The following is a 26378-nucleotide window of genomic DNA, read 5'->3' as shown; positions in this document are numbered from 1 at the left end:
CCACCCGATCCGACCGGGCTACATCGCCCGCAGAATCGGCAGCCCCTGCTTTCGCGGCATCCTCAGGGCGGCGTCGAGCAGCGCAATGCGAACGGCACAGTGATCGGTCGCATCGCCTTCGCCCCTCAGGCTCGCGCGGACTCGTGCCTCGGGTAGGCGCGTCCGATTCAGCACCTCCTCCACAATCTCGCCGGGAATGGTGACACCGCCCCCGCCCGGCGGGAAGGGCGCCTTTGCGGTGCGCAGCACCCGCTCTTCGATCGTCCACTGGCGGCTCTGGAACTCGGTCCTGCCTGCCACGGGTGGCGTGTCGCCGCGCCGCAGATAGTCGTCACACTTGACCGCACCCTGCTCGCGATAGGCCCGCGCCCATGCGATGCGGTTGCGCTGATAGTCGGCGACCTCTGCGTAAGGGGCAGTGCGGATCGCGAGGATCAGCCGGTCGTTCAACGCCGCAGCCAAGCGATCCTCAAAGCCGCCCATGCCCCGGCCCTCCTCCGCCACGACGGTCCAGTTGCTTTTGAGCATCTGCGCCAGTTCAGGATTTTCCTGCTCGGCAACGGCTAGGGTGAGGTCAGTATAACCCCGCGCGCGCAATGCATTGTCGATCTGAAAGCGCTGCTGCGTCGGGTCGGGCGCGATGTAACCAACTCCCGCGAGGTCGCTCGGCGGCATCGGCGGTCGGCTGACCTCTTGTGAACATTTGCCGAGGACGGACAGCAACAGCAGTCCGCCGATGATGACCTGGCCCCATGGAAAGCTGCCCCCTTCGCTCTGATTTTCCCACAGGGCGACCCGCGTGCTGTCAAAATGGTGTTCAACGTCGGGGTTCTCGCTTCGGACATGCGCCAGCAGTTCGCGAACATGCTGGCGCTTCACGCCCCAGCCTCGCCCCGAACGTTCATGCGCGTACGTTGTCAGTTCCGTCCAAGCCTTGTTCCAAGGGTGCTCCGGCTTTGAAACCGTATCGATGAACTCGAAGACCTTGAGGCGACGGTTGATGAACGCAACCGCATCCCCCTCGCCCAATTCCCCGGCGCGCTCGCGCCAGCGGAAAAAGGCTGCGGCGGGTGCCATCAGGCAGTTGGACGCAGGCGCACCATGCGCGATGATGTCGGCGCACCAGCGCTCGACATCGGCATAGTATGTCATTTCACCGATGCGTCGCCCGTTCCGGATTCCCTCGAAATGCGCGAGCAGCGCGCGCTCCTCCTCGTCCGACGGCATGGTGTCGCGACGCACGCCATCGCGAAACAGGATGGCGATGATCGCTTCAAAATGATCGAATTCAGGTTCGATTCCGGCGGAATCGGCAAAGGCGATGATCGTCTGGGCCGCCTCCATATCGCGCCGGGGCGGTCGCAGCGTTGCGCTGCGGGGAATTGGGATGACCGCATGGCTCCCCTCGCTGGAACCGCCGATCAGTTCGCTCCAGCTCCACAGAATCGCATCCTGCGACAGCGTCGCGATGCGGAGCGATAGCCAGCCACCGCCCTGCGCCGGAGCCATGATTGCCGGCGGATGGAACGGATATACGCGCAGGCGCAGCTCACCATTGCCTTGCGGTGCGGCTTGGTCCGCACTTTCCGCATGATCAGCGCCATCGCCCTGCCCATTCGCTTGACGCAGCGCCGCATCACGGGCGAGCCGCAGCGCGGCATAGCCTTCAGGATCGGTGTCGACGTCGATCGACTTCAGTCGGGCGGCATAGGCTCGGCGGACGGCACGCACATCCTCGGTCGGCGCAATCCCGAGCACCTGCCACGGATCGGAAACCATCACAGAAACCGATCCCCTTCGAGCGCATCGAGCAAGGTGGTCAGCTCCGCATGCGCAATCCGGATCGCGCGCGGATCCTGGCGGTCCAGCGCCGACTGGAACACCAGCATCGCCTGCCCGATGCGCTCGCGATGCTCCCCGATAAAGCTTTCGTAACAGCGCGTGGCGCGGGCGGTCAGCGCGGCGTTCTCGCTGCCGTCACGCGGGTGGAATTTGAGCGCCGCCAGCGCCTCGCGGCGTTGGCTCAGCTCGCGTTCTGACATCGCATCGGCCTCGTCGATGATTACCAGATTGCGGGTCAGGCCGGTTTCGGGGATCCGCACGTCCACCTCCAGCAGTCCGCTGGAGTCATAGCTGAACCGGCACTCGACTGCGATTTCTCCCGCCGGACGCGGCGGCACCGGCACACTGAGCTGGCCGAGCTTGATGTTGTTACGCACCTCGCGCGCTTCGCCCTGATAGATGCCGAACTGCACCTCGCGCTGATTGTCGGAAAGCGTGCGGAAATAGCTGATCCGGCTCGCCGGGATCGGCGTGTTGCGCTCGATGATCGGCGAGAACAGCCCAGGATGCCATGCCCCGCGCGCGTCACGCTCGGTCGTGTCGACACCGAGCGAAAAGGGGCAGACATCGGTCAGTCGAATCTCATCGAGCGCGGCATCCTTGGCCAGCAGCCCCCCCTGAACCGCTGCGCCCAGCCCCACGGCATGGTCGGGATGCACCGACGCGTTGGGGAAGCGGCTGAACATGCGGGTCACCGCCTTGCGGACGATCGGCATGCGGGTGGCTCCGCCCACCAGCACGATCTCGCTCAACCCATCGACCCGGATGTCGCTTTCGCGCAGCGAGCGCAGCACGGGGTCGCGCAGGCGATCGAGCAGCGCCGCGGCCTGCGCTTCGAATTCCTGCGCGGTGATCTCGGTCTCGAATACCGTATCGCCGACGGTGATCCGAAATGGCGCGCGCTCGGCCACGGTCAGTTCGCGTCGCGTCCGCTCGGCCGCTGCGCGCATCAATTCGTGCAGGACCGCCGGGCTGACCCGACTTCCGATCGTCGCCATGTCGAGCCGTGTCCGCGCGAATGCCGCCAGCATGTCATTGAAGTCTTCGCCACCCAGGCGGTTGTCTCCTGCCGAAGCGCGCACCTCGACCACACCGTCGAACACTTCGACGATCGAGACATCGAAGGTCCCGCCGCCCAGATCGAACACCAGAAACGGCTCGCGCTCCGCATTGTCCTGAATGCCGAAGGCCAGCGCCGCTGCGGTCGGCTCATTGAGCAGCCGCCGCACGTCGAGGCCGGCAAGCTCGCCGGCGCGGCGCGTTGCCTTGCGCTGGCGGTCGTTGAAATAGGCGGGCACGGTGATCACCGCCTCGGTCACCGGCTCCCCGAGAAAGGCCTCGGCATCGGCCTTCAGCCGACCCAGCACGATCGCCGACAGGTCTTCGGCGCTGAACTCGATCCCGCCGAGCCTGGTGAGTTGGCGCGTCCCCATGTAACGCTTGAACGCGGTCGCCGTGTCGCGCGGATGGGTCGACTGACGATCCCGCGCCGCGATCCCGACCAATATGGTGCCGTCTTCGGTCACGCTGACCGCCGATGGCGTCAGAAAGTCGCCGATCGCGTTCGGGATCAGCTGCGCTTGGCCATCCCGCCAAACCGCGACCGTGCTGTTGGTCGTTCCGAGATCGATCCCGATAATCATCTGAGCCCCCCACCCGGCGGAATCCGCCGTTGCGGGAGCTATCGCGAAGCGACGCCGCGCATCAAGTGCGAAGGCGTTCCGATTACTGCCAATTCCCCAGCAGCACAAACGGCGCCCAGTAAAATGGATGCGCGTAGCCGGTCACCGCCGGTCCCGTGGAGCCGCCCGGCGCCCCACGACCCTTGCCGCGATCGGCCCCCGTGCCGCCCTGCGCGCCCATCAAGGCGAGCTGCGCCTGACGCAGTGCTTCGGCCTTGCTGATCCCGCCTTTGGCATGGATCGCGTAGAAGCGCTGCATCAGCACTGCGGTCGATTCATCCGCCACCGACCAGAGCGAGGCGAGCACCGCCGACGCCCCTGCCTTTTGCGCCAGTTCGGCAAGGCTCGCATCCACCTCCGACCCGTTCTGGTTCCCGCCAGGCACGCCGGTCTGGCATGCCGATAGGGCGAGCAGATCGACATCGATCGCGGTGAAGCTCCCATCCTTGATGAACTCGGTCAGTGGCAGCTCCTTGCCCGTGCCGAGCAACAGGAAGGACTTGTCCGCACTGGCCGGGTCCAGCGCAAAGTGCGACGCGATATGGATCACGCGATAGCCACCCGCCATCGCCGCGCCGAGTGCCGCCCGGTCGAACGCGCCGTCCAGCCGAACCACGCCGGGCAGAACCCCGGTCGTCGCACCCTCGGCCCGGACGATCCCCGACAATTCGGCGGGCACTGCGGGCAAGGGGCTGAGCCCCGCCCCGCCCTGGCTCGCGCCCAGCGCCGCCACGCGCCATTCGGCCGCGTCCGACGGTCCCGTCTGCACCTCGTCGATCGACCGGAATGCGCTGAAGGCGTAACGCTCGGCGAGCCATTGCTTGCCGTCGTGGAGCGCCGCCATCGGCAGGTAGCGCAGCGCATCGTCGAGCGAGAGCATCACCTGTCGGATGCCTGCTGCCCGCAGCGCCCGGTCGACCGGCTCGAACATCGCCTTGTACAGCTTCGATGCCGGGTCGGTGATGAACACCGCCTTGTCGCTGATCGCCTGGCGGTAGAGGCCGATATCCTTCCGCATCGCGATCATGTCGACCGGCACCACGACCGACTTCTGATAATTGGCGGTGGTGATCAGCCAGTGGATACGGTCGGGCAGAACCACCGCGTGGAGCGCCGCGACGTCCTTGCCCAAGCGGCGCACGGTTGAAATGAGCCGTGGCTGGATCGCCGCCACCCGATCCGCTTTCGCCTGCTGGTCCGGGGTCAATGTGGCGTCGAGCCCGGCCACGACATTGGCCAGATCGCCAAGTTCGCTGCGGAAGGCGGTCTGCGCGGCACCCAGCGCGGTAGTCGCCGCGGCCAGTTCCTGCTGTTGCTCGGCGGTCAGCGTGCCCTGTCGCTGCAGCGCAACCAGCCGGTCGCGCGCAGCACCCGCCTGCGCCAGCGCAGCGGTCGCCGCGTCGAATGCGGCCATGCTCTGCGTCTGCTTGGCGTCGAGCGGCATCTGGTCGAACGCCTCGCCCTCGCGCCGTTTGTCGCGCGTGTAATTGTAGCTTTCGAAATCCTTGAGCATGGCCAGCACATGCTCGGCCTCGCCGAACCGGCCCATCTCCATGAAGATACCGGCAAGATAGCGGTAGCGGTCCTGATGGACGCGGATGAAGCATTCGCGGATCGACGGATCGAGGTCGGAGATGCGCTTGCGAGCGTCCTGCAGCTTGTTGACTGCGACCTTGGCGAAGAACAACGCCGCCTCGCGTCGCCCGCCCCCGCTCGCTTCCTTGGCAGCGCTCGACCAGTGGCACGAGGATTCGATCAGCGCGAAATAATTGTCGCGACTGCCGAAGCGGCTGGTGAGTGCGGCTTCCTTGATCGCGAGCGAGCGGACCTTGGTCGCCAGATACGCGTCCATCTTGCCGTAGAGAAGATAATGTTCCTCCAGGCTGCGAAACCCTTCGAACACGGCATATTCCGACCCATTGTCCACCGCAGCGTCGAGTTCCTTGCGCAGCACCGCCTCGCGCGCTTCGAACGTCGGCTCGGCGGCGGCACCCTCGGTCTCCGGGCCGATCGGGAGCGGGGTGAAGCCCTCAATCTTGGTCAGGCATCTGATCGTTGCCTGTGCCCCGCACGTGTCCTGCCATTTCTTGGCGTCGTCGCTGCCACGCCGCACCGCCTCAGCCAGCCAATAGCGCGCCTGCTTGACATCCGCGGCCATGCCCCAGCCCAGCGCCGACGCCCGGACCATCGCCTCCGCGCCCCCGCTCCATGGCGTCGCCGCCGCGTGCCGGAACCAGCGCAGCGCCATCGCCGGATCCTTGGCCACGCCGGAGCCGTATAGATAGGCTTCCCCCAATGCGACGCGCGCGCTGTAATCCCCGCAATGCACCGCCCAGCGCAGCAGGCGGATCGCCTCTTTCGGGTCGGCCTTGGTCCCGTCGCCGGCCAGATACATGCGCGCAAGCAGCACCGCATTGGCATAGCTCGCCGATGCCGCGCGCTGCATCCATTCGAATGCCTGGGCGCGGTCATAGTCCGGCGCACCGGCCCGCTCGGCCTCGCTGAACTCAAGCTCGCCTTTGTAGTAGAGCGCGAGGCTCAGCGCCGCATAACCCTCGCCGCGCCGATACGCCTCCTCCCACGCGCGCACCGCCTTGACCGCGCTCTTCTCGACCCCGAACCCCTTGAGGTGCAGATAGCCCAGCGCCCGCTGCGCATCGGCCGATCCGCGTTCTGCGGCGATGGTGAACCATTTGAGCGCGGCTGCGGTATCGCCCTTGCCATCTTCGAGCAGGCGCCAGGCCAGTTTGGCCGCCGGTTCCTTCATCCCCAGTTCGGCCAGCGCGGAGAAGGTCGCGACATGCGACGCGTCACCGTTGAAGTTGAACACCCGTGGCGTGTCGAATTGCGCGAGAAACGCAGTCCGTCGTTCCTCGGGCAACGCCTTGAACTCGGCGGTTCCGGCATAGCGTGCCAGCTCGCGCTGCGCCGCCTCCTGCAGCTGCAGGTCGATCATCAGCTTGAGCTGATATTCCTTCGCCACCGACGGATCGCTGGCAGCCTTGGTATACTGGACCGCGAGTGCGAACTGTTGTTTGGCCAGCTTGCCCGCCTGAAGCGCCTTTGCGACGCCGGTCAGCACCTTGGGGTCGGTCAGGGCGGCAATCTTTTGACGCCAGGGCGCGCTGTCGAATTTCAGTCCCCCGGTTTCGATCAAGGGGCCCGGATGCGCCAGCGCAGCCAGCGCCCAACCCGCGCCCTTGTCGGCACTGGTCGTCAACACGCGCAGCGCCGCTGCCCGGTCGCCATCATCCGGCGCGTCGCGTAGGATCACTTCGACGAGATCGGGTGCGGCATCTTCCTCACCGGCGGCGAGCGCCTTTTCATAATATTTGCGCGCCGCCTTCAGATCCATCGGCACCTGTTTGCCGGCCGCGAACACGTCCGCAGCTATCGCGATGTCCGTGGGGTCATCGCTTTCTGCCAGCTTGTGATAGAGCCGGATCGCCGCCGGATTGTCGCTCGGCACGCCGGTGAACTCGCTTGCGGCCAGATCGAAAGCGAGGCTGCGTGTCGCACTCATGCTGCCGAGATCGGCGGCTTTGCGATACCAAGCGCGGCCAGCTTCGAGGTCGCGCGGCATCCCTTTGCCATTCTGCGCCATGAAGCCAAGGCGCACCATCGCATCGGTGTCACCCGCATCCGCCGCCTTGCGATACCAGGAGATCGCCAGCTGGACATCGCTGACGAGACCAATGCCGTTTTCGTAGAACCACCCGAGGCGGTGCATCGCGCTGGTCTCGCCGCGGTCCACGGCCAGACGGACGAATTCCACTGCGCCCTTTTCGTCCTTCGGGCCGCCCCGGCCGTTCTGGAGCATCACGGCGTAGTTCTGCGCACCCCAGCCCGATCCCTGATCGGCCGCGATCCGGTACAGCCGCCGTGCTTCAACGAGATCCGTGGGCCCGCCGAGACCCGCTTCGGCCATATAGCCGAGCGCTGCCACCGCGTCCGCTTCGCCCAGCTGCACTGCGCGCTGATACCATTTGCGGGCGAGTGCAAAATCCTTCGGCACCCCCTTGCTGCCAAACCGGTAATGATCCGCGAGCGCCTTTGCCGCACCCGCATGGCCAAGCTCGGCCGCGCGCGCATAAGTGGCGATTGCGGCCGGAACATCGACCGGCGTCCCAGTGCCGTTCAGATAATAGTCCGCGAGCCGACCAAGCAGCCAGATGTTGCGCCCCTTCTCCCCCGACTTTGCGAGGGCAAAGGCGCGTGCGGGGTCCTTGGGTACGCCGCTGCCCGATTCATACATCGACGCCAGCGTGTTGACCGCCTGCAGGCTGCCGCCCGCCGCGGCACGCTCGATCAGGCGCAGCGCCGCCTTGTTCTCGCCCGCCTTGCTGAGCGCGCGCCCGAGATTGGCCATGACGGACGCATCGTCCGGGTGCGCTTCCAGCGCGCGCTGACAAAGGGCAATCGCCCGTTCGGGGACGAGATCGTCAAATTCGACGCCGGTCTTGTCATCGGGGGTCGGCAGCCGTGCTTCCTGCGCGCACGCCCTTCGCGTATCGCCGTCACGCGCTGCGGCGACGCCCGGGGTCAGCACGGCGAGCGACACGCCTGCATAAAGGACGAAGCTGCGTTTCATCGGTCCCGCCTCCGCCGCCTTTATCCAAAGCGCAGGACTTGGTGGCAAGCCCCGCAATTCAGACGAAATTGGATGCCAGAGGGCCTGTAAGCCGGGTTCTGTCCACGCGGCCCTTTCCCCGAAGGGAGGTGCGCGCGATAGGCGACCATTCCTCTAGGCCCGCATTTGCATGGGGGCTCAAGCAATCAACCCGGGCCGCCGGGCGGAACTCCCGATGCGCGGCCCCTATTCGATCTTGCTCCCGGTGGGGTTTGCCGTGCCGCTTCCGTTGCCGGCCGCGCGGTGCGCTCTTGCCGCACCCTTTCACCCTTGCCCTCAGTCCGAAGACCAGTGGGCGGTCTGCTCTCTGTGGCACTTTCCCTGACCCCGGCGAACCGGGACCGCCGGGCGTTACCCGGCACCGTGTTTCCGTGGAGCCCGGACTTTCCTCGGTGCACTTACATGCAACGCGGCCGCCCGGCCCTCTGGCGGCAGCGGCGATAGGCTCAAACGCGCTGTCGTGCAAATAGCGACTGGGCGGCTGGCCACCACGCCAGCCAGAACTCCACCGCCAGCAATGGCAGGACGAAGCTGAGCCACCCGCGCGTAGCCGCCCGCATCTCGGCATTTTCGATAAAGCCGAGCATGACTCCATCGTCGGCCGCCATCAGTCGCACCCATACGAACGACAGCGCGATCGCCGTCGCGCGGATCACGAATGCGCGGTGCAGGTCGATGTGCCGCCGCCGGGCCGCCTGCCACGCGATGAGCACGAAACCGATCCAGACGATGGCGAAGAGCGTGAGCGGCACCTGCGTCTCCTGCGCCGCAATCGTGCTGCCCAGATGCAGCGCGGACAGCCCGGCCAGCAACGACGCGCCGAGATACACCCGGCCCAGCCTACGGTGCAGCCATGGCCAACGCATGCGCACCGAAGCCGCAAACTGGATCGGCGCAAGCAACAGCACGGGAACCGCCAGCGCGACATGCGCGAAATACCAGATGCGGCGACCCCAAAATGTCTCGCCCGTCGGTGCCTGGCGCTTGGCGATGAAGGCGAACGAATCTGTGAGGACCCAGGCTGCGGACACCGCGACGATCAGCCAGAACCCCGCCCAGCCCCATCGCCGCGTTGCATTCACTTCTTGGCCGCGCCCTTGACCGTCGCGGGCAGGCGATAGCGCGCATCGTCGATCGCGACCTCGATCGCATCCTTGTCGATGATCGTCACCGTCGCCGCCTGCGCCCCGTCGGCGGCGACCACCCCGCGCCCGTCGCGGGTGACGCGCAGCCGGTGGAAGCCGCCATCGGGATGACGCACGGTCAGGATCAACCCATCCTGAGTCTGCGCGCGGTCGATCGTACAGCGCGTGCTGAAATCGTCGCCGCCCCCCAGCGCGCAAGGGATACGCCCCTCGGCTTCATCACGCGCCGCCTGGGCGCGCGCGTCTTGCGCATGCTCCGCCTTGGTCTTGACCGGGCCGGGGTCGCAGGCCGCGAGCGCGAGCAGCGCCCCCGCAGCCGCCAGAACTTCAGATATCCGCAAAGACATGCGTTTCGGACTTCGCTCCCGGATGCGTTACCGCGCCCTTATAGGCAGGTCCGACATTCTGCGCATAGCGCCACAGCGCACCCGACTGATAATCATTGGTGCGCGGCTGCCAGAGGGCGCGGCGCTCGGCGAGCACGTGTTCCGAAACGAGCAGGTCGATCGTCCCCGCCTCGGCATCGATGCGGATCGTGTCGCCGTCCTCGACCAGTGCGATCGGCCCGCCCTCGGCCGCTTCCGGCCCGACATGGCCGATGCAGAAGCCGCGCGTCGCGCCGGAGAAGCGCCCGTCGGTGATCAACGCAACCTTTTCGCCCATGCCCAAGCCATAGAGCGCGGCGGTGGTCGACAGCATCTCGCGCATGCCCGGCCCGCCCTTCGGCCCTTCGTAGCGGATCACGACGACCTCACCCTCGGCGATCGAGCGCGCTTCGACTGCGGCAAAGGCGTCTTCCTCACAATCGAAGCAGCGCGCCGGACCCTCGAACTGCAGCCGCGCCATGCCGGCGACCTTCACGATCGCGCCATCGGGCGCCAGGCTCCCGCGCAGGCCCACCACGCCCCCGGTCGGGGTGATCGGCGTCTTGACGTCGTAAATGACCTTCTGGTCCGGGTTCCAGGTGACCTGATCGATGTTCTCGCCGAGCGTCTTGCCGGTCACGGTCATGCACTCGCCATGCAGCAGGCCATTGGCGAGCATCGACTTCATCAGCATGTAGACGCCGCCCGCCTCATACATGTCCTTGGCGACATACTTGCCACCCGGCTTCAAGTCGGCAGCGTAAGGCGTTGATTTAAATACCTCGGCGACGTCGAACAGGTCGAACTCGATCCCCGCCTCGCTCGCCATCGCGGGCAGATGCAGCGCTGCATTGGTCGAGCCGCCGGTCGCGGCGACGATCCGCGCCGCATTCACGAACGCCTCGCGCGTGCAGATATCGCGCGGGCGGATGTTGCGCTCCAGCAGCTCCATCACCTGATAGCCTGCGGCGACCGCGATCTGCTCACGGCTGGTATAGGGCGCGGGGACCATGTTGCTGTTGGGCAGCGACAGGCCGATCGCCTCGCCGACGCACGCCATGGTGTTGGCGGTGTACTGGCCGCCGCACGCGCCATGACCGGGGCAGGCGACTTTTTCGAGGGCGTGCACTTCGCTGATCGGGCAGGTGCCGGCCGCGAACTTGCCGACCACTTCGAACACATCGACCACGGTGACATCGCGGTCCTGATAGCGGCCGGGCAGGATCGACCCGCCATAGACAAAGATCGACGGGATATTGAGGCGCAGCATCGCCATCATCATCCCCGGCAGAGACTTGTCGCACCCGGCAAAGCCGACCAGCGCGTCATAGCAATGGCCGCGCACGCTCAGCTCGACCGAGTCGGCGATGACCTCGCGGCTGACGAGCGAGGATTTCATCCCCTGATGCCCCATCGCGATGCCGTCGGTCACCGTGATGGTGTTGAAGCGACGCGGCATGCCGCCATTGCTCTCCACGCCCTTGCGCGCCGCATCGGCCTGGGCATCCAGCGTGGTGTTGCACGGTGCGCTGTCATTGCCAGCGCTGGCGAGCGCGACGAAGGGGCGCGCAATCTCTTCCTCGCTCAGCCCCATGGCGTAGTAATAGCTGCGGTGGGGAGCGCGCTCCGGCCCGACGGAGACGTGGCGCGAAGGCAGGCGGGATTTGTCGAAACGATCGGTCATGGCGTGCCTATGTCGCCGCTGCCCGCCCCTGCGCAAGATGATCGCGCACGAATGTTACCAGAATCGTGAGAATTTCGCACCAACGCGCCACGCCTGCGGGGTCAGAGATGCGATCGTTGCGGATTTCGATGCCCAGATAAGGGGTTCCCGTACCCTCGGCATGCCGGTTCATCGTCGCGTTGAGGATGCGCCCGGAATAGGGTTCATTGTCTCCGGTGACGATGCCCTGCCCTGTCAGCCATTCGACCGCCGGGCGCGCCGCCCGCATATCGCGATTGTAGAGCACGCCCGCCTCCCACGGCCGCGGCGCGGCAATGCCGCTTTCGAGGGCGGGCGTGAAGCTGTGGACCGAGACGATCAGCGCCGGACGCTGCGCGCGCACCTGCGCCGCGATCGCGCGATGATAGGGGGCATGGAAGCGTGCGATCCGCTCGACACGATCGGCACGCTCATTGCCCGGGATTGCGTGGCCGTCGCTGACATGCGGGATCAGGCCGGGCGCATCGACCTCCCGATTGAGGTCGATCACCAGCCGCGACACGGTGGCCAGCAGCGCGGGCGCGCCCAGCCTATCGGCCAGCCCCCGGCTTACTGCCGCCGCGCCGATATCGATCGCGATATGCTTGTCGAGCAAGGCAGGGCCGATGCCGAGGTCGATGTCGCCAGGCACATGGTTGCTGGCATGATCGCACAGGATCAGCACATCGCCAGTGCCCGCGATCCGCTCCACCACGCTCACCTTTTTCCTCCCAGAAACGCGTCGAGCCGCAGCGCAAAGCCGGAAGAGCCGAACGCATCCTCGAACGCCTGATCGTGCGCCGGATTGGCCGGATCGCACAGGATCGACTTGAGCAGGCGCACCGCGTCGGCATCGTTGGCACAGATCGTCGCCGCCATCGCCCGCGCATGTTCGCCGGCATCGCTTGCGCGGCAATGGGCCAGTCCGATCCGCAGCGCCGCATCACCGTCGACCCGGTCACCGGTGAACAACATCCGCGCCGCCTGCCCCGCCCCGACCCGCGCGCGCAACCGCGCGACATCGCTGGCTGGATAGCCGATGCCGAGCTTTGCCGGCGTGGTCGCGAACAGCGCCGCGTCCCCCGCGACGACGATGTCGCACGCCAGCGTCAGGGCAACCGCTGCGCCGAAGCATCCGCCATCCACCGCAGCGATCACCGGGATCGGGAGTGCGGCCAGCGCCTCGATCCCCGCTGCCATCGCGATGCGGAACCGGGTTCGCAGTGCCGGGTCAGCGATCAGAGCAGGAAATTCGGCGAGGTCCGCCCCGGCAGAGAAGACCGTCGGCATTGCGGACTCCACGATCAAGACCTGGGCGTCGCTCGCTGCTACCGACGCCGCTGCATCGGCGATCGCGTCCCACGCGGCGATCGGCAGCGCATTGCGCGCGCCGCCACGGTCGAGCGTCAGAAGCGCAGTGGCTTGATCGAACCGAAGCCGGATCATCGGCGGCCCGGTGGGCGAGGATGGCGCCCGCTCGAAAGCGGGGGCCATCCACGGGCGTCTCGCTCCCGGCGCATGACCCGCAGCATGACCTCAGCAAGAACGGGGCCAACCGCAAGCGCTCTCCCAGCCGCCGCCCCCGCGGCACCATCGCGTCCCGATATGGCGCAGCAACCTGTCACGACAGCACCGTTTCGAGACACCACCACCCCGGCTGCTCGCGGCGCAGACGCTCGGCCGCTGCCGCGCAACGTGCGCTATCCGCAAAGGTCGCGAAGCAGGTCGCCCCCGATCCCGACATCCGGCACAGATCGGCGCCCGCCTGGCGCTCCAGCCACGCCACCGCATCGGCAATCTGTGGTGCGACGGTCAGTGCCGGCGGATAAAGATCGTTGCGCCCAGCCTTGGCCCGCGCAATCAGGTCGCCCTTTGCCGGGATCGGCCCGCGATCGACCCGGTCCCATGCCGCGAAGACCGGCCCGGTCGCTACCGCGACCCCCGGATTGACCAGCAGCACCGGCACTCCCGGCGCCCCGTCGATCCACGCCAGCTGTTCGCCCCGCCCCATTCCGATCGCGGTCCGGCCATAGAGGCATGCAGGCACATCCGATCCGAGCGCATCCGCCACGTCGAACAGACGAGGATTCTCGATCGCGATCCCTGCCTGCTGCGCGAGCAGCCGCAGCGTCGCCGCCGCATCCGCAGACCCGCCGCCCAGCCCCGACGCGACCGGCAACCGCTTGTCGAGTGTGATCCGTCCCGGTGTTGCCACCCCGAACGCCGCGCCGAACGCATCGCGCGCGCGGGTCACGAGGTTATCGCCCTCGCCCGCCAGCGCGCCGCCGAACGGCCCCTCGACCGCAAAACCTTCGCCATCGGGATCGAGCCGCACGACATCGCCGTCGCGCACGAATGCGAACAGCGTCTCAAGCTCATGATAGCCATCGTCCCGCCGCCGCCGCACGTGCAGCGCCAGGTTGAGCTTGGCCGGGGCGGGCTCGGTCAGGATCAGTTTGCCGCCATCCTCTGCATCACGCCATCGGCCAGCTTAGCAGCGATCCGCGCCTTTTGCGCATCGTCCGCGTAGATCGAAGCCGCGCGCCAGGCATAGCGCGCCTCGAACCGCCGCCCGGCGCGCCAATAGGCATCGCCCAGATGTTCGTTGATCGTCACGCTGGACGGCTGACCCTGCGCCGCCTGTTCCAGCAGCGGAAGCGCACGCGCCAGATCGCCGCTGCGATAATAGCCCCAGCCGAGCGAGTCGGTGATGGCCGGGTCATTCGGACGCAAGCGATTGGCGCGTTCGAGCAGTGCTACCGCCGCCGCCAGATTCTCCCCGCGCTCGACCTGCGCATAGCCCAGATAATTGAGCGCTACCGGCTCGTCGGGTGCCAGCTCCACTGCCTTGCGCAGATGCGGGAGCGCACCGGCCCAGTCTCCTGATCGCTCCAGCGCGCCGCCGAGTTGCAGATGGTGGATCCAGTTGGCCTCCGCGCCAGCCCGGGCCAGCGCATCGGCATAGAGCCGAGCCGCCTCGCCGTCGCGGCCCTGATCGGACAGAAGGTCGGCATAGCGGCGGATATCACGCACGCTCGCCCCTTTCGCCGTCGCGAGCGTTTGCGCCAGTGCCAGCGCCTGTGCAGGGTCGCCCTGCTTGCGGTGGAGTTCGATCCGTTCGGCCGCCGCGGCACCAAAAAATGGGCTGGCCGGACGGATCGTGCCGAGCACCAGCTGTGCCCGGTCAAACGCGCCCTCTTCGCCGAGCGCAGCGGCGAGCAAAAGCCGCGCGCGATCGTCGCCGGCATCGAGTGACAGCGCAGAACGCGTCAGCAAAATCGACAGCGTCTGCGTTTCCTGTCCCTGCAGATCGGCGGCCAGCCGTGTCAGCAGTCGGCTTGTCCCGAATGCCGCGCCCGGACGCACCGCAACCAGCCCATCGCGCAGCCCCGCCAACATCGGATCCTCGCCCGCCAGCAACTCGCGCGCGGCACGCCGGTCGCCGATCCCCGCCAACAGGCTGGCCGCGTTCCAGCGCAGATCGATACTGCCCGGATCGGCACCCAAGGCCGCCCGCAGCGCCGCAATCCCCTCGTCCCGCCGGTTGGAGGCGAGCAGCAGCAAGGCGCGGTGCTCGGCGATGTACCGGCGGCTCAGCCCGCTTTCGGTTGCGGCGTCGAGAACCGGGAACGGATCGCCACCGCGCTCGAACGCCAGCCATGCGCGCAGCACGGGCGTCAGGAAATCGAGCGGCCCTGCCCCGATCCGCCCGAGCGCATCGTCGGCCGCAACCTTGTTCTTCGTCCGCACCGCGTCGGCCAGGGCAAGGATCGCCGTATCCGGCGGCGCGACGTCCGACCGTACCAGCACCGCCGCCGCGCGCCGCGCCAGCACCAGATCGCCAGCCGCCAGCGCATTGCGATAGGCTCGGATCGCCACGACCTCATCGCCCGGCGCCGCCATCAGCGCTGCGGCATAGCCGGCAGCGGCGGTGTCGACCGCGCCGTCCGCCGCTGCCGCCCGCGCCTTCACATAGGCGCCCAGATCGGCCTGCGCCGCCCCCGGCAGCAGGATCGCCAGCGCCGCCAGCGGCAGAGCAAGATGCTTACATGTTGGGATAATTCGGCCCTCCGCCGCCCTCGGGCACGACCCAGTTGATGTTCTGGGTCGGGTCCTTGATGTCGCACGTCTTGCAGTGGACGCAATTCTGCGCGTTGATCACGAACTTCGGATCACCCGTTTCCTCGCCCACGATCTCGTAAACCCCCGCCGGGCAATAACGCTGCGCCGGCTCGTCATACATCGGCAGGTCGTATTCGACCGGGATGTTCGGGTCCTTCAGCGTCAGATGGATCGGCTGATCCTCCTCATGGTTGGTGTTCGACATGAACACCGACGAGAGGCGGTCGAAGGTCAGCACGCCGTCGGGCTTGGGATAGTCGATCGGCTGCACCAGATCCTTGCGCCACAGGCTTTCATGGTCGGGCGTGTGGCCGAGCGTGAAGGGCAGCTTGATGCCCCAGCTTTCGAGGAACATGGTGACATTGGCGAGGCCGGAGCCGACCAGGTCGCCGAACTTCTTGACCAGCGGCACCACGTTGCGGACGACGCTGAGTTCCTTGTAGAGCCAGCTCGCCTCGAACGCTTCGGGATAGGCGGTGAGCTCGTCACCCGAACGGTCGGCGGTGACCGCCGCGAACGCCGCTTCGGCCGCCATCATGCCGCTCTTCATCGCGCCATGCGTGCCCTTGATCCGCGGCACGTTGAGGAAGCCCGCGCTGTCCCCGATCAGCGCGCCGCCGGGGAACACCAGCTTCGGGATCGACTGCAACCCGCCATCGCTGATCGCGCGCGCGCCATAGCTGACGCGCTTGCCACCCTTCAGGATTTCCGCGATCGCCGGATGCGTCTTCCAGCGCTGCATTTCCTGGAACGGCGAGAGATAGGGGTTCGAATAGTTGAGCCAGGTGACGAAGCCCAGCGCGACCTGCCCGTTCGCCTGATGATACAGGAACCCGCCGCCGTTCGATCCGGCGGTCTCGTTGAGCGGCCAGCCCTGCGTGTGGACCACGCGGCCCGGCTCGTGCACCGCGGGGTCGATGTCCCACAGTTCCTTGATGCCCAGCCCATAGATTTGCGGCTCGACGCCCTCGCACAGGTTGAACTGGCGCTGGATCTGCTTCGACAAATGCCCGCGCACGCCTTCGCCGAAGAAGGTGTAGCGGGCGTGGAGTTCCAGGCCGGGCTGATAGTCCGGCTTGTGCGTGCCGTCGCGCGCCACGCCCATGTCGCCGGTCGCGACGCCCTTTACCGACCCGTCGCCATTGTAGAGGATTTCGGCCGCAGCAAAGCCCGGGAAGATCTCGACGCCCAGCCCTTCGGCCTGCTCCGCCAGCCAGCGGCACAGATTGCCCAGGCTGCCGGTATAGGTGCCCTCATTGTGCATGAACTTGGGCGTGATGAAGTGCGGGATCGCCCATTTGCCCTTTTTCGACAGCAACCAATGCTGGTTGTCGGTCACCGGCACTTCCGCCAGCGGGCAGCCGGAGTCGCGCCACTCGGGCAGCAGCTCGTCCAGCGCCTTGGGATCGATCACCGCGCCGGACAGGATATGCGCACCGACCTCGGAGCCTTTTTCGAGCACGCAGACCGCAATCTCGCTGCCCGCCGCATTGGCCAGCTGTTTCAACCGGATCGCCGCCGCAAGGCCCGCCGGCCCCGCGCCCACGATCACCACGTCATAGGGCATCGACTCGCGTTCGCTCACTTCCTGTCTCCTCTCGGAACACCGGCGTAACATCTCGTCGTGTGTCCGGCGCGTTCCGTCCCTCCCCCGATGAAGGCAGATTGACGCTGGCGTCAAGGCATGACTCTGTGGACCGATGGGTATCGAGGGGGCAACCGACTGGCGCGCCGAAGCCGCAAGCGCACTGAACTGGTGGCGCGATGCGGGCGTGGATGTGCTGGTCGAGGATGACCCGCGCGACTGGACCGCGCGCCCTGCCCCTACGGCACAGCCGGATGCGCCGATGCGCACCGTTCCCGTCGGACCCGAGCCCGAAGCCCCGCTGCCCGCGACGATCGAGGCGTTTCTCGACTGGCGCTATGGCGCGGGTGCCCCCGAAGCGGCGATGGGTGAACCGATCGTCGCGGCAGAGGGCAATGCCGACGCCACGCTGATGGTCGTCACCGACCTGCCGGAATTCGACGGCGGCACCCCTGCCTTGCTCGACGGGTCGACAGGCAGATTGTTCGACCGCATCCTTGCCGCGATCGGCCAGTCGCGCGAATCGATCTACCTGGCCCCGCTCTGCGCCGCGCGCCCGATCACGGGTCAGGTCCCGCGCGATCTGGAGGACAAGCTCGGAGATCTCCTGCGTCATCACATCGCGCTGGCAGCCCCGGCGCGGTTGCTGCTGCTCGGCCAGGCGACGAGCCGTGCCGTTCTCGGGACTGACGCCGCGAGGAATGCTGAAGGTTTAACGCCGCTCAACTATTCCGGCGGTAAATGTGACGTCGTCGCCATCCGCCACCCGCGCTTTCTGTTGAACAAGCCGGCGGCCAAGGGCGACGCCTGGAAAGACCTGCAATTGCTGATCGGGGGGCAGAGCCTGTGACTGCGCGTATCCTGCTAGCCGCTTGTGCATTGATTGCACCGCTGACGGCGCATGCGTCGGACGAACGCTCCTCACCGATCGAGCGGCGGGAGGCGAGCGATGGCGTGCCGACCCAGCTCACCCGCGAAGAGCGCGACGCCTATCGCGCCGTGTTCGCCGCAATCCGCGAAGCGCGCTGGGCCGATGCGCAGATAAAGCTCGACGCGATGCGCCCCGGCCTGCTCCACGCGACAGCGCGCGCCGAACTCTATCTCGCCAAGGGTTCGCCCAAGGTCGAACTTCCGCAACTGATGGCACTGCTCGGCGAGGCACCCGAGCTGCCCCAGGCCGAACAGATCGCCCGCCTCGCCAAGCTGCGCGGAGCCACCGAACTGCCCAGCCTGCCCGCCGCACAGCGGATGATCTGGCACGCCGGTGCGCCGATCCGCAAACGTTACCGCTCGGCCAAGTCGGATGCCGCCGCCGCGCAGGTCGCGACCGCGATGGCGCCGCTAATCAAGCTCGACGACGCGCCCGGTGCAGAAGCGTTGCTCGACACCCGCGCCGTCGATCTCGATCCCGAAACGCTTACCGAATGGCGGCAGCGGGTCGCTTGGATGTACTACACCACCGGTCGCGATGCCGATGCTCGCCGCGTCGCCGCACTGGCCCAGACCGGGAGCGGCGAATTCGCACCGCTGGCCGACTGGGTTCAGGGCCTCGCCGCGTGGCGTCAGAATGACTGCGCCGGTGCGCAGGCGGCCTTTACGTCGGTCGCGCAGCGTGCCGCCGACACCGAAAAGCGCACCGCCGGACTCTATTGGGCTTCCCGCGCCGACATGGCATGCGGCCGCCCCGACCTTGTCAGCGCCCGCCTCAAGAGCGCGGCGCAGCACGACGAGACCTTCTACGGCATGCTCGCCCGTCAGGCGCTGGGCATGAAGGAAGCGCCCGTGCGCGCCGAGAAGTTCGTCGCCGCCGACTGGAAGGCGCTGGATCGTCGCCCCAATGTCCGCGTCGCCGCCGCGCTAGCGGAGATCGGCGAGGAGACGCTCGCCAGTGATGTCATCAAGCACCAGTCCAAGATCGGCGATGCGCGCGAACATGCCTCGCTGACCCGACTTGCCGGCCGCCTCGGCCTGCCCGCGACCCAGCTGTGGCTGACGCATAACTGCCCGGTCGGCGCGCGCCCGGTCGAGGAAGCACGTTACCCCTCGCCCGACTGGACCCCGGACGGCGGCTGGCGCGTCGACAAGGCGCTGGTCTTCGCCCACACACTCCAGGAATCGCGCTTCGACGCCAAGGTGCAGAGCCCGGCCGGTGCCTATGGCCTGATGCAGATCATGCCCGCCGCCGCGACCGATATCGGGCGCAAGCGCGGCGTCACCATCGGCCGCGCCGACCTGACCCGCCCCTCGACCAATATCGAGGTCGGCCAGTCCTATATCGAACAGTTGCGCGACCAGCCCTTCACCGGCGGCCTGCTGCCCAAGGTGATCGCCGCCTATAATGCCGGGCCCACCCCGGTCGCGAACTGGAACGCGCAGATCCGCGACAAGGGCGACCCGCTGCTCTACATCGAGAGCATTCCCTATTGGGAGACGCGCGGCTACGTCATGACAGTCCTGCGCAACTATTGGATGTACGAGAAGCAGGCCGGCCGTGACAGCAGCAGCCGGGCGGCGATGAGCCAGGGGCTTTGGCCAAAAGTGCCGGGCAGCAACGGCGCAGCGGCGGTGCGCATGACCGCTTCGGTGCCCCAGGACGACCGCGTGACCGGTGCCAATTGACGACAGCATCGCGTTCCGACCGGTCCGGATCGCGGTCCTCACCGTTTCCGACACGCGCACGCTGGCGGACGACCGCTCCGGCGACACGCTGGTCGATCGCCTGACTGGCGCAGGCCACGACCTCGCCGACCGCGCGATCATCCCCGACGACACCGACCTGATCGTCGCCCGGCTGCACAGCTGGATCGACGACCCCAGCGTCGATTGCATCATCACGACCGGCGGCACCGGTGTCACCGGTCGCGACGTCACGCCCGAGGCACTGGAGCGCGTCGCGGACAAGATGATCCCCGGCTTTGGCGAGCTGTTCCGCTGGCTGAGCTTCGCCAAGATCGGCACCTCGACAATTCAATCGCGCGCCACCGCCTGTGTCGCGCGCGGCACCTATATCTTCGCGTTTCCCGGATCGACCGGGGCGGTCAAGGACGGCTGGGACGGCATCCTCGCCACCCAGCTCGACATCCGCCATCGCCCCTGCAATTTCGTCGAGCTGATGCCGCGCCTGCGCGAACGCTGAGTGACGAAAGCACAACGTCACGCAGCCATTTGTTCTTTCTTTGTTCCGGCGGGCGCGTTATGATGCGCCATGGCCCATCCCCGCCCGGTCCGCGGCGCAACGCATAACCGCGAAAGCACCCGTTTCGCGCTTCCGGCGCGCGAGGCGGATGGCGACTGGCTCGACGCGCGCGAGGCGGTCGATGGCGCGGCCCCGCCGTTGCGCACCACCGTCACCGTCGAACATCCGCGCACCATATTGTCGCGCAACCAGTCACCCGACATCCCGTTCGACCGATCGGTAAACCCCTATCGCGGCTGTGAGCATGGCTGCATCTACTGTTTCGCGCGGCCGACCCATGCCTGGCACGACCTGTCCCCGGGATTGGACTTCGAAACGAAGCTGTTCGCCAAGCCCGATGCCCCCACCCTGCTCCGCACCGCGCTGGCAAAGCGCGGCTATGTCTGTGAACCGATCGCCTTCGGCACCAATACCGACCCCTATCAGCCGATCGAGGCGACCTGGCGGATCACGCGCGATTGCATTGCGGTGCTCGCCGAGTGCAACCATCCGATCACCATCACCTCCAAGTCCGACCGTGTGACGCGCGACATTGACCTGCTCGGCCCGATGGCGGCGAAAGGGCTGGCGGCGGTGATGCTGTCGATCACCTCGCTCGATGCGAAGGTCGCGATGACCGTCGAACCGCGCGCCCCGCACCCGGAACGCCGCCTGGCCGCTGTGGCAAAGCTGCGCGCCGCCGGTATCCCGACCTTCGTCTCGCTCTCCCCGATCATCCCTGCGATCACCGACCATGAGATCGAACATATCATGGAGCGCGTGGCGGAAGCCGGAGCGCTGGGCTGCTTCTTCCTCCCCGTCCGCCTGCCGCACGAAGTCGCGCCGCTGTTCCGCGCCTGGCTCGACGAGCATTTCCCCGACCGCGCCGCTAAAGTCATGGCGACGATCCAGTCGCTGCGTGGCGGCCGCGACAACGATCCCAATTTCCACACCCGCATGCGCGGTCAAGGCCCCTGGGCCGAACTGCTGCGCACCCGGTTCCGGATCGCGGCGAAGCGGTTCGGGCTCGACCAGCCCTTCCCCCCGCTCCGCCGCGACCTGTTCCGCCCACCCGCCGGGGATCAGGGGGAGTTGTTCTGAGCCTCAGAACCCCATCCGCCCCTGCTCGCCCGGCTTGGCCGCGACCTCCGTCTGCAGCAGCGCGATCAGCTGCTCAGGATCAGCCTTGCCGAAGCGCAACTGCCGCCGAACCACGGAAAAATCGCCCGGCGTCAGCCCGGCGATCTCGGCCAGCGCCGCCGGTGCGGCAAAACCGAAAAAGCGTTCGAACGCCCGCGCAGCCTTCACCAGACCCAGCGGCGCGAGGTCCAGCTTGAACACGAACCGCCGCAGCGCCGCCGGATCGAGCCGTCCGACATGGTTGGTCGCGGCGACCACCGGCAGCGGGTGGCGGTCGAGCCAGGTCAGCAGCTCGTTGACCTGCGTCACCTCCCAGCTCGCCTTGGCCGTGGTCCGGTCGAACAGGATCGAGTCCGCCTCATCGAACAGCAACAGCCCCTCGCGCCGTTCCGCTTCCTCGAACGCCTCGGCGATGTTCGCCTCGGTCCCGCCGACCCATTTGGACAAGAGGTCCGAAGCGCGCTTGACGATCAGCGGCCGCTCCATCGCGCGCGCGAGATGCGCGGCAAGCTCGGTTTTGCCCGTTCCCGGAGGCCCGGTAAGCAGCAGCGAGACGTCGGCCGGCGCATCCTCAGCAGTGATCGCGTCCACCAAGGCGGCCATGTCGCGATCGGCCTCATACAGATCGAGGTCGATTGCGCTGTCCGTCGCGCGCACCATGCGCCCATTGCGCAGCGCGCCGACCAGCGACCGTGCCGCCAGCATCGCGTCGTCCGGCTTGCCCGCCAGCTGCCCCGCCCGCGCCGCGACCCGGGTGATGCTCGCGGTTTCGGGCGCAGCATCGGCCAGTGCGCCGAACTCCGGCGGAAGCGCCAGCTGTTCGTCGCGCGCAATCCGTTCGATCATCGTCGTCGCCCCCTTGCCGGCAGGCGGGTCGAGCCGCAACACGAAGCTCATCCGCCGCAGGATCGCGGGGTCGATATTGCCGACCGCATTGGTGGTCCAGATGACCGGTACCGCATTGGTCTCGATCTGCCGGTTGACCCACAGCTTCGATCCCCGCCGGCCCCGCATCCAGTCGCCATCGCCCGGGTCGGCATCGCCGATCAGGTCCTCCATCTCGTCGAACAACAGCGCCGATCCACCGCGCGCCGCGAGCATACGCTGAGCCAACCGCAGCGCCGACACGCGTTCGCTGCGGGTCGGTTCCTCGCCATATTCGTCGCTCTCGCCGACGCTGAACAGGCTCGCCCCCGCCGATGCCGCCAGCGTCCGCGCGAGTTCGGTCTTTCCAGTTCCCGGCGGTCCGTGAATCAGCACGTTGATCCCCGGCGCACGTGCGGCAATCGCGCCGGCCAACAACCGGACGAGAAAGTCAACTTCAGGGGCCACCCGTGCGAAGTCGGCGGCATTCAGCCGCGCATGCTGACGCGGCCCGATCACCGCTTCGAGCAGTTCGTCGTCGGTGCCGGGGCCACGTTCCAAGACGCGCTCCAAGGTCCAGCAGCACTCGACATCGACGCCACCACCGCGCCGGTCGTGCAGGCTGACCAAGCCGAGCCGCACCGGTGCCAGTCGACGCACGGCCAGCGGATCGATGCCAGCGATACCCGCAACGATATCCCCCAGGTCCATCTCCTGCTCGATCAGCAAGCGCGACAACGTGCGCGCATGCCCGCAGCGCTCGATCGCCACAATCGCGAGCAGCGCGCGGATATCCGCATCGCTCAATCCCAACGCCATGCCGAGTCGGGCAGCCATCTCGATCGGGCGCGCCAGTTCGGTCGCCGGGGCCGGCGCCTCGGCCATCATCGGCTTCAACGCGCGCCAGCCCAGTTTGGGCATCGGCGCGCCGAACAGCCAGCGCGCATGCGCCTTCGCCCAGCCCAGCACCGCCTTCGCCAGCGGCGACGTCGCGGGAACGTCCCGCCCGGCCCGCACCAGCATGGCGCGGACGACATCATGTTCATGCAACATAACCCATCCCATCCGGACGCACGGCACGCGCCATGAACCCGGCTCAAAGTCATCGATTTCGGGATTTGCGCAGGGGCTCCATCACCCCCGCTTCGCCTGGGCAGGCGTTACGGAAGGGTGCTGGCGATACCCGGGGCAAAGCCCATTATTCGGTATTGGTCCAGCAATGACCGTCTCCAATCAGACACACGGACGCCCCGTGTGCGGGCGGGCCATTAGCTGGAATGATCGCCGCACGCAAGTCGCGCGATCGATGCCCCAAGCGAAGCGGTTGCATTGCGCCAGACGCCGGGCAATGTTCGCGTCATGGCGAAGTCCCGCTGGCCCGATCTGCTCTGGTGGCGACACGCTGCGCTTTACGGCGTACTGCTGGCGCTGGCAGCGGCGTTTTTGCAGTGGCTCGACTATCGCTGGCTGGCGCGAACCCTGTCGTTCGAATTCTATCTGCTGCTCGTCGCGATCGGCTTTCTCGCGCTCGGCCTCTATGTCGGCGCGCGGGTGCTTGGCCGTCCGGCACCGGTGCGTGAACCCGGCAATCCCGATGCGCGCAAATCGCTCGGGGTCAGCGAGCGCGAGATGGCGGTACTGCTCGAACTCGCGGCGGGCTATTCAAACAAGGAGATTGCCCGGCGGCTCGACGTGTCGCCCAACACGGTGAAAACGCATGTCGCGCGGCTGTTCGAAAAGCTCGGCGCGCGCCGACGGACCGATGCGATCGCGCGGGCGCGGGAAATCGGGTTGCTGTCCTGAACGAAATTCGGGTGATCGCGGCCAAATCACCCCTTTGGGCGATTGCCCGGCCCGGTCCCGCATGGCGAGGTCGCGCGACCTGAAGCAAAAGGAGGGACCACCATGCAACGTATCATCCTGACCTATGGCGTGATCGCCGGTTTCGTCGTCGCCGTTCCGCTGTTCCTGATGGGCACGCTGATGGCCGACAATCCGCCGAGCGGCGGGGTCGGCATGGCGATCGGCTATCTCATCATGCTGATCGCGTTCACCGCCATCTTCGTCGCGGTGAAGAAGCATCGCGACGATCACAGGGGCGGCGTCATCCGCTTTCTGCCTGCACTCGCCATGGGCGCGGCAATCGCACTGATCGCCAGCCTGTTCTACGTCGTCGCATGGGAAGCGGTGCTCGCGATCAATGGCGGCGACTTCATTGCGGACATGAGCGCGCGGATGCTCGAAGAGCGCCGTGCGGCCGGAGCCACGGCCAGCGAGCTGGCTTCGCTGCAGGCACAGATGGCGCAGATGCAGGGGCTATATTCCAACCCGCTGTTCCGCGTGTTGATCACGCTGACCGAGATCCTGCCGATCGGACTGCTGGTCGCACTCGTCTCAGCAGCGCTGCTGTGCAACCCGCGCTTCCTGCCAGCCCAGCGCGCGGCCTGATCAATTTACCGGCGGCGGGTCACCCCGCCGCCGCGAACCGGAAGTCGCGATACTGTTCGCGCAGTGCGGTCTTGAGCAGCTTGCCGGTCGCAGTGTGCGGCAGTTCGGCGACGAAGTGGATCTCGTCGGGCAGCCACCATTTCGCGACCTGCGTTGCCAGATGCTGCTGCACCTGCATCGCCGTGACGTCGCTCCCCGGCTTGCGCACCACCAGCAGCAGCGGACGCTCGTCCCATTTGGGGTGATAAATGCCGATCGCCGCCGCCTCCGCAACGCCCGGACAGCCGACCGCAGCATTTTCCAGCTCGACCGAGCTGATCCACTCACCGCCCGACTTGATCACGTCCTTGGCGCGGTCGGTGATCTGCATGATCCCATCGGGATGCAGCACCGCGACATCGCCGGTATCGAACCAGCCATCGTCGGTCAGGCACGGGCCGTTGGCATCCTGGAAATATTGCTTGATGATCCACGGCCCCTTGATCTGCAGTCGGCCCGAGCTGACGCCGTCGCGCGGCAGGATCGTGCCATCCTCATCGACCGTGCGCAGCTCGACGCCGAACGGCGCGCGCCCCTGAAACACTGTCTTCTCGACCTTCTGCTCGAAGCTCAGCTCGTCCCAGTCATGCGTCGGCGCGCCCATCGTCCCGATCGGTGAGGTTTCGGTCATGCCCCAGGCGTGGTTGACCCGCGCGCCCATCTTCATGATCCGCTCGATCATCGCGCGCGGCGCGGCCGATCCGCCGATCGTCACGACCTTCAGATGCTGCGGGGCGTCGCCGGTCGCATCGATATGCTGGAACATCGCGAACCACACGGTCGGCACCCCCGCCGTATGCGTCACCCGCTCGCGGTTCATCAGGTCGCACAAGGTCTTGCCGTCATTGACCGCCGACATGACCAGTTTCACCCCTGCCATCGGCGCGGCAAAGGGCAGGCCCCAGCCGACCGCATGGAACATCGGCACCACCGGCAGCACCACCGCCTGGGTCGACAGGTCAAAGACTGCCGGCTGCAGCTCCGCCATCGCATGGATCATCGATGAGCGGTGGGTATAGAGCACCCCCTTCGGATTGCCGGTCGTACCGCTGGTGTAGCACAGCATGCACGGCTCGCGCTCGTCGCCCTCGACCCAGGCGTAATTGCCATCCTCGGCACCGATCACGGCCTCGAAACTGTCCGGGCCATCGCCATCGAACACGATATAATGCTCGATCGTCTTCCATTGCGGCTTCAGCTTGTCGACGATCGGCTGGAACATGCGGTCATAGATCAGGACGCGATCCTCGGCATGGTTGCCGATATAGGCGAGCTGGTCCTCGAACAGGCGCGGGTTGATCGTGTGGACGATGCCACCCATGCCGATCGTGCCATGCCACGCGACCAGATGGCGGCTGTGGTTCATCGCCAGCGTCGCCACGCGATCACCCTTGCGGATCCCGCGCCGTTCCAGCGCCTGCGCCAGCTTGCGGCTGTCCCGCGCGATCCCCGCCCAATCCGTGCGCGTCTCGCTGCCATCGGCCCAGCGGCTGATGATCTCGCGCGACCCATATTCGCGCTCGGCATGCTCGATCACCCGAGGTACCCGAAGCTCGAAATCCTGCATCGCGCCCAGCATCGCTCTCTCCTTATCTGTACGGCTTTCCGTATTCGTAAGGCCATCCTGTCCGTTCGAGCG

Annotated in this window: 19 protein-coding genes and 1 other RNA gene; 6 read left to right on the top strand and 14 right to left on the bottom strand. The window is 67.0% G+C overall.

Features of this window, described 5'->3' with window-relative positions:
- Positions 1-18: 18 nt before the first annotated feature.
- From AX681_RS10865 to AX681_RS10810, 12 genes are all read right to left on the bottom strand, one after another.
- Entirely contained in the window at positions 19-1779 is a 1761-nt protein-coding gene (locus tag AX681_RS10865) for a hypothetical protein (protein ID WP_066660024.1), read from the bottom strand.
- Positions 1779-3485 (bottom strand): Hsp70 family protein, encoded by a 1707-nt coding sequence (locus tag AX681_RS10860; protein ID WP_066660027.1) that lies wholly within the window; start codon positions 3483-3485, stop codon positions 1779-1781. The genes AX681_RS10865 and AX681_RS10860 overlap by 1 nt, the downstream gene beginning before the upstream one ends.
- A gap of 82 nt (positions 3486-3567) precedes the next feature.
- On the bottom strand, positions 3568-8115 hold the full coding sequence (locus tag AX681_RS10855) for a CHAT domain-containing protein (protein WP_066660033.1): 4548 nt from the start codon (positions 8113-8115) through the stop codon (positions 3568-3570).
- Positions 8116-8186: 71 nt separating this feature from the next.
- An RNA gene (rnpB, locus tag AX681_RS10850) (RNase P RNA component class A) lies at positions 8187-8583 on the bottom strand.
- A 17-nt stretch (positions 8584-8600) separates the two neighbouring features.
- Complete coding sequence (locus AX681_RS10845; RefSeq protein WP_066660035.1) at positions 8601-9236, bottom strand: DUF2306 domain-containing protein; 636 nt, start codon at positions 9234-9236, stop codon at positions 8601-8603.
- Positions 9233-9646: a hypothetical protein gene (locus tag AX681_RS10840; RefSeq protein WP_066660038.1), complete on the bottom strand. Its 414-nt coding sequence runs from the start codon at positions 9644-9646 to the stop codon at positions 9233-9235. The genes AX681_RS10845 and AX681_RS10840 overlap by 4 nt, the downstream gene beginning before the upstream one ends.
- Positions 9627-11348 (bottom strand): dihydroxy-acid dehydratase, encoded by a 1722-nt coding sequence (ilvD, locus tag AX681_RS10835; protein WP_066682233.1) that lies wholly within the window; start codon positions 11346-11348, stop codon positions 9627-9629. Before ilvD ends, AX681_RS10840 begins: the two co-directional genes overlap by 20 nt.
- Before the next feature lie 7 nt (positions 11349-11355).
- A complete protein-coding gene (locus tag AX681_RS10830) occupies positions 11356-12087 on the bottom strand; it encodes an N-formylglutamate amidohydrolase (protein WP_066663090.1) in 732 nt (243 codons plus the stop codon).
- Complete coding sequence (locus AX681_RS10825) at positions 12084-12860, bottom strand: enoyl-CoA hydratase/isomerase family protein (protein WP_231734940.1); 777 nt, start codon at positions 12858-12860, stop codon at positions 12084-12086. The genes AX681_RS10830 and AX681_RS10825 overlap by 4 nt, the downstream gene beginning before the upstream one ends.
- Positions 12861-12987: 127 nt before the next feature.
- Positions 12988-13818 carry a 4-(cytidine 5'-diphospho)-2-C-methyl-D-erythritol kinase gene (locus AX681_RS10820; protein WP_066663094.1) on the bottom strand — a complete coding sequence of 277 codons (831 nt, stop codon included), beginning with the start codon at positions 13816-13818 and terminating at the stop codon, positions 12988-12990.
- Positions 13818-15338, bottom strand: coding sequence for a tetratricopeptide repeat protein (locus AX681_RS10815; protein WP_066682231.1), 1521 nt, complete (start codon positions 15336-15338; stop codon positions 13818-13820). The genes AX681_RS10820 and AX681_RS10815 overlap by 1 nt, the downstream gene beginning before the upstream one ends.
- 73 nt (positions 15339-15411) lie before the next feature.
- On the bottom strand, positions 15412-17073 hold the full coding sequence (locus AX681_RS10810; protein WP_066662526.1) for an electron transfer flavoprotein-ubiquinone oxidoreductase: 1662 nt from the start codon (positions 17071-17073) through the stop codon (positions 15412-15414).
- 115 nt (positions 17074-17188) lie between these two features.
- On the opposite strand from AX681_RS10810, the gene AX681_RS10805 reads away from it, so the two are divergent.
- The 4 genes from AX681_RS10805 to AX681_RS10790 all read left to right on the top strand — a co-directional run bounded on the left by AX681_RS10805 (position 17189) and on the right by AX681_RS10790 (position 21349).
- Positions 17189-17923, top strand: a complete 735-nt coding sequence (locus AX681_RS10805; RefSeq protein ID WP_066662530.1) for a uracil-DNA glycosylase family protein — start codon at positions 17189-17191, stop codon at positions 17921-17923.
- Positions 17920-19692, top strand: a complete 1773-nt coding sequence (locus AX681_RS10800; protein ID WP_066662532.1) for a lytic transglycosylase domain-containing protein — start codon at positions 17920-17922, stop codon at positions 19690-19692. Before AX681_RS10805 ends, AX681_RS10800 begins: the two co-directional genes overlap by 4 nt.
- Complete coding sequence (gene moaB, locus AX681_RS10795) at positions 19682-20209, top strand: molybdenum cofactor biosynthesis protein B (RefSeq protein WP_066662535.1); 528 nt, start codon at positions 19682-19684, stop codon at positions 20207-20209. Before AX681_RS10800 ends, moaB begins: the two co-directional genes overlap by 11 nt.
- A gap of 69 nt (positions 20210-20278) precedes the next feature.
- Positions 20279-21349, top strand: coding sequence for a PA0069 family radical SAM protein (locus AX681_RS10790; RefSeq protein ID WP_066662537.1), 1071 nt, complete (start codon positions 20279-20281; stop codon positions 21347-21349).
- Between the two features lie 3 nt (positions 21350-21352).
- On the opposite strand, the gene AX681_RS10785 is transcribed toward AX681_RS10790, so the two are convergent.
- Positions 21353-23305, bottom strand: a complete 1953-nt coding sequence (locus AX681_RS10785; protein ID WP_197424279.1) for an AAA family ATPase — start codon at positions 23303-23305, stop codon at positions 21353-21355.
- A 276-nt stretch (positions 23306-23581) separates the two neighbouring features.
- Between AX681_RS10785 and AX681_RS10780 the strand changes: the two genes are divergently transcribed.
- Both AX681_RS10780 and AX681_RS10775 read left to right on the top strand, forming a co-directional pair.
- Entirely contained in the window at positions 23582-24055 is a 474-nt protein-coding gene (locus AX681_RS10780) for a helix-turn-helix transcriptional regulator (RefSeq protein WP_231734937.1), read from the top strand.
- A gap of 102 nt (positions 24056-24157) precedes the next feature.
- Positions 24158-24700: a DUF4199 domain-containing protein gene (locus tag AX681_RS10775; RefSeq protein WP_066662545.1), complete on the top strand. Its 543-nt coding sequence runs from the start codon at positions 24158-24160 to the stop codon at positions 24698-24700.
- Between the two features lie 19 nt (positions 24701-24719).
- On the opposite strand, the gene AX681_RS10770 is transcribed toward AX681_RS10775, so the two are convergent.
- On the bottom strand, positions 24720-26318 hold the full coding sequence (locus AX681_RS10770) for a long-chain fatty acid--CoA ligase (RefSeq protein WP_066662548.1): 1599 nt from the start codon (positions 26316-26318) through the stop codon (positions 24720-24722).
- Positions 26319-26378 lie beyond the last annotated feature (60 nt).

The sequence above is a fragment of the Sphingomonas sp. CCH9-E2 genome (assembly GCF_001557215.1).
Lineage (GTDB): Bacteria > Pseudomonadota > Alphaproteobacteria > Sphingomonadales > Sphingomonadaceae > Sphingomonas.
This window is presented reverse-complemented; position numbering and strand designations above follow the sequence as displayed.

What these genes read in the sequence shown, in the direction of transcription:
- AX681_RS10865 (WP_066660024.1), bottom strand. Translation starts at nt 1,779, where the DNA reads ATGGTTTCCGATCCGTGGCAGGTGCTCGGGATTGCGCCGACCGAGGAT.
- AX681_RS10860 (WP_066660027.1), bottom strand. Translation starts at nt 3,485, where the DNA reads ATGATTATCGGGATCGATCTCGGAACGACCAACAGCACGGTCGCGGTT.
- AX681_RS10855 (WP_066660033.1), bottom strand. Translation starts at nt 8,115, where the DNA reads ATGAAACGCAGCTTCGTCCTTTATGCAGGCGTGTCGCTCGCCGTGCTG.
- AX681_RS10840 (WP_066660038.1), bottom strand. Translation starts at nt 9,646, where the DNA reads ATGTCTTTGCGGATATCTGAAGTTCTGGCGGCTGCGGGGGCGCTGCTC.
- ilvD (WP_066682233.1), bottom strand. Translation starts at nt 11,348, where the DNA reads ATGACCGATCGTTTCGACAAATCCCGCCTGCCTTCGCGCCACGTCTCC.
- AX681_RS10825 (WP_231734940.1), bottom strand. Translation starts at nt 12,860, where the DNA reads ATGGCCCCCGCTTTCGAGCGGGCGCCATCCTCGCCCACCGGGCCGCCG.
- AX681_RS10805 (WP_066662530.1), top strand. Translation starts at nt 17,189, where the DNA reads ATGGGTATCGAGGGGGCAACCGACTGGCGCGCCGAAGCCGCAAGCGCA.
- AX681_RS10790 (WP_066662537.1), top strand. Translation starts at nt 20,279, where the DNA reads ATGGCCCATCCCCGCCCGGTCCGCGGCGCAACGCATAACCGCGAAAGC.
- AX681_RS10785 (WP_197424279.1), bottom strand. Translation starts at nt 23,305, where the DNA reads ATGTTGCATGAACATGATGTCGTCCGCGCCATGCTGGTGCGGGCCGGG.
- AX681_RS10775 (WP_066662545.1), top strand. Translation starts at nt 24,158, where the DNA reads ATGCAACGTATCATCCTGACCTATGGCGTGATCGCCGGTTTCGTCGTC.
- AX681_RS10770 (WP_066662548.1), bottom strand. Translation starts at nt 26,318, where the DNA reads ATGCTGGGCGCGATGCAGGATTTCGAGCTTCGGGTACCTCGGGTGATC.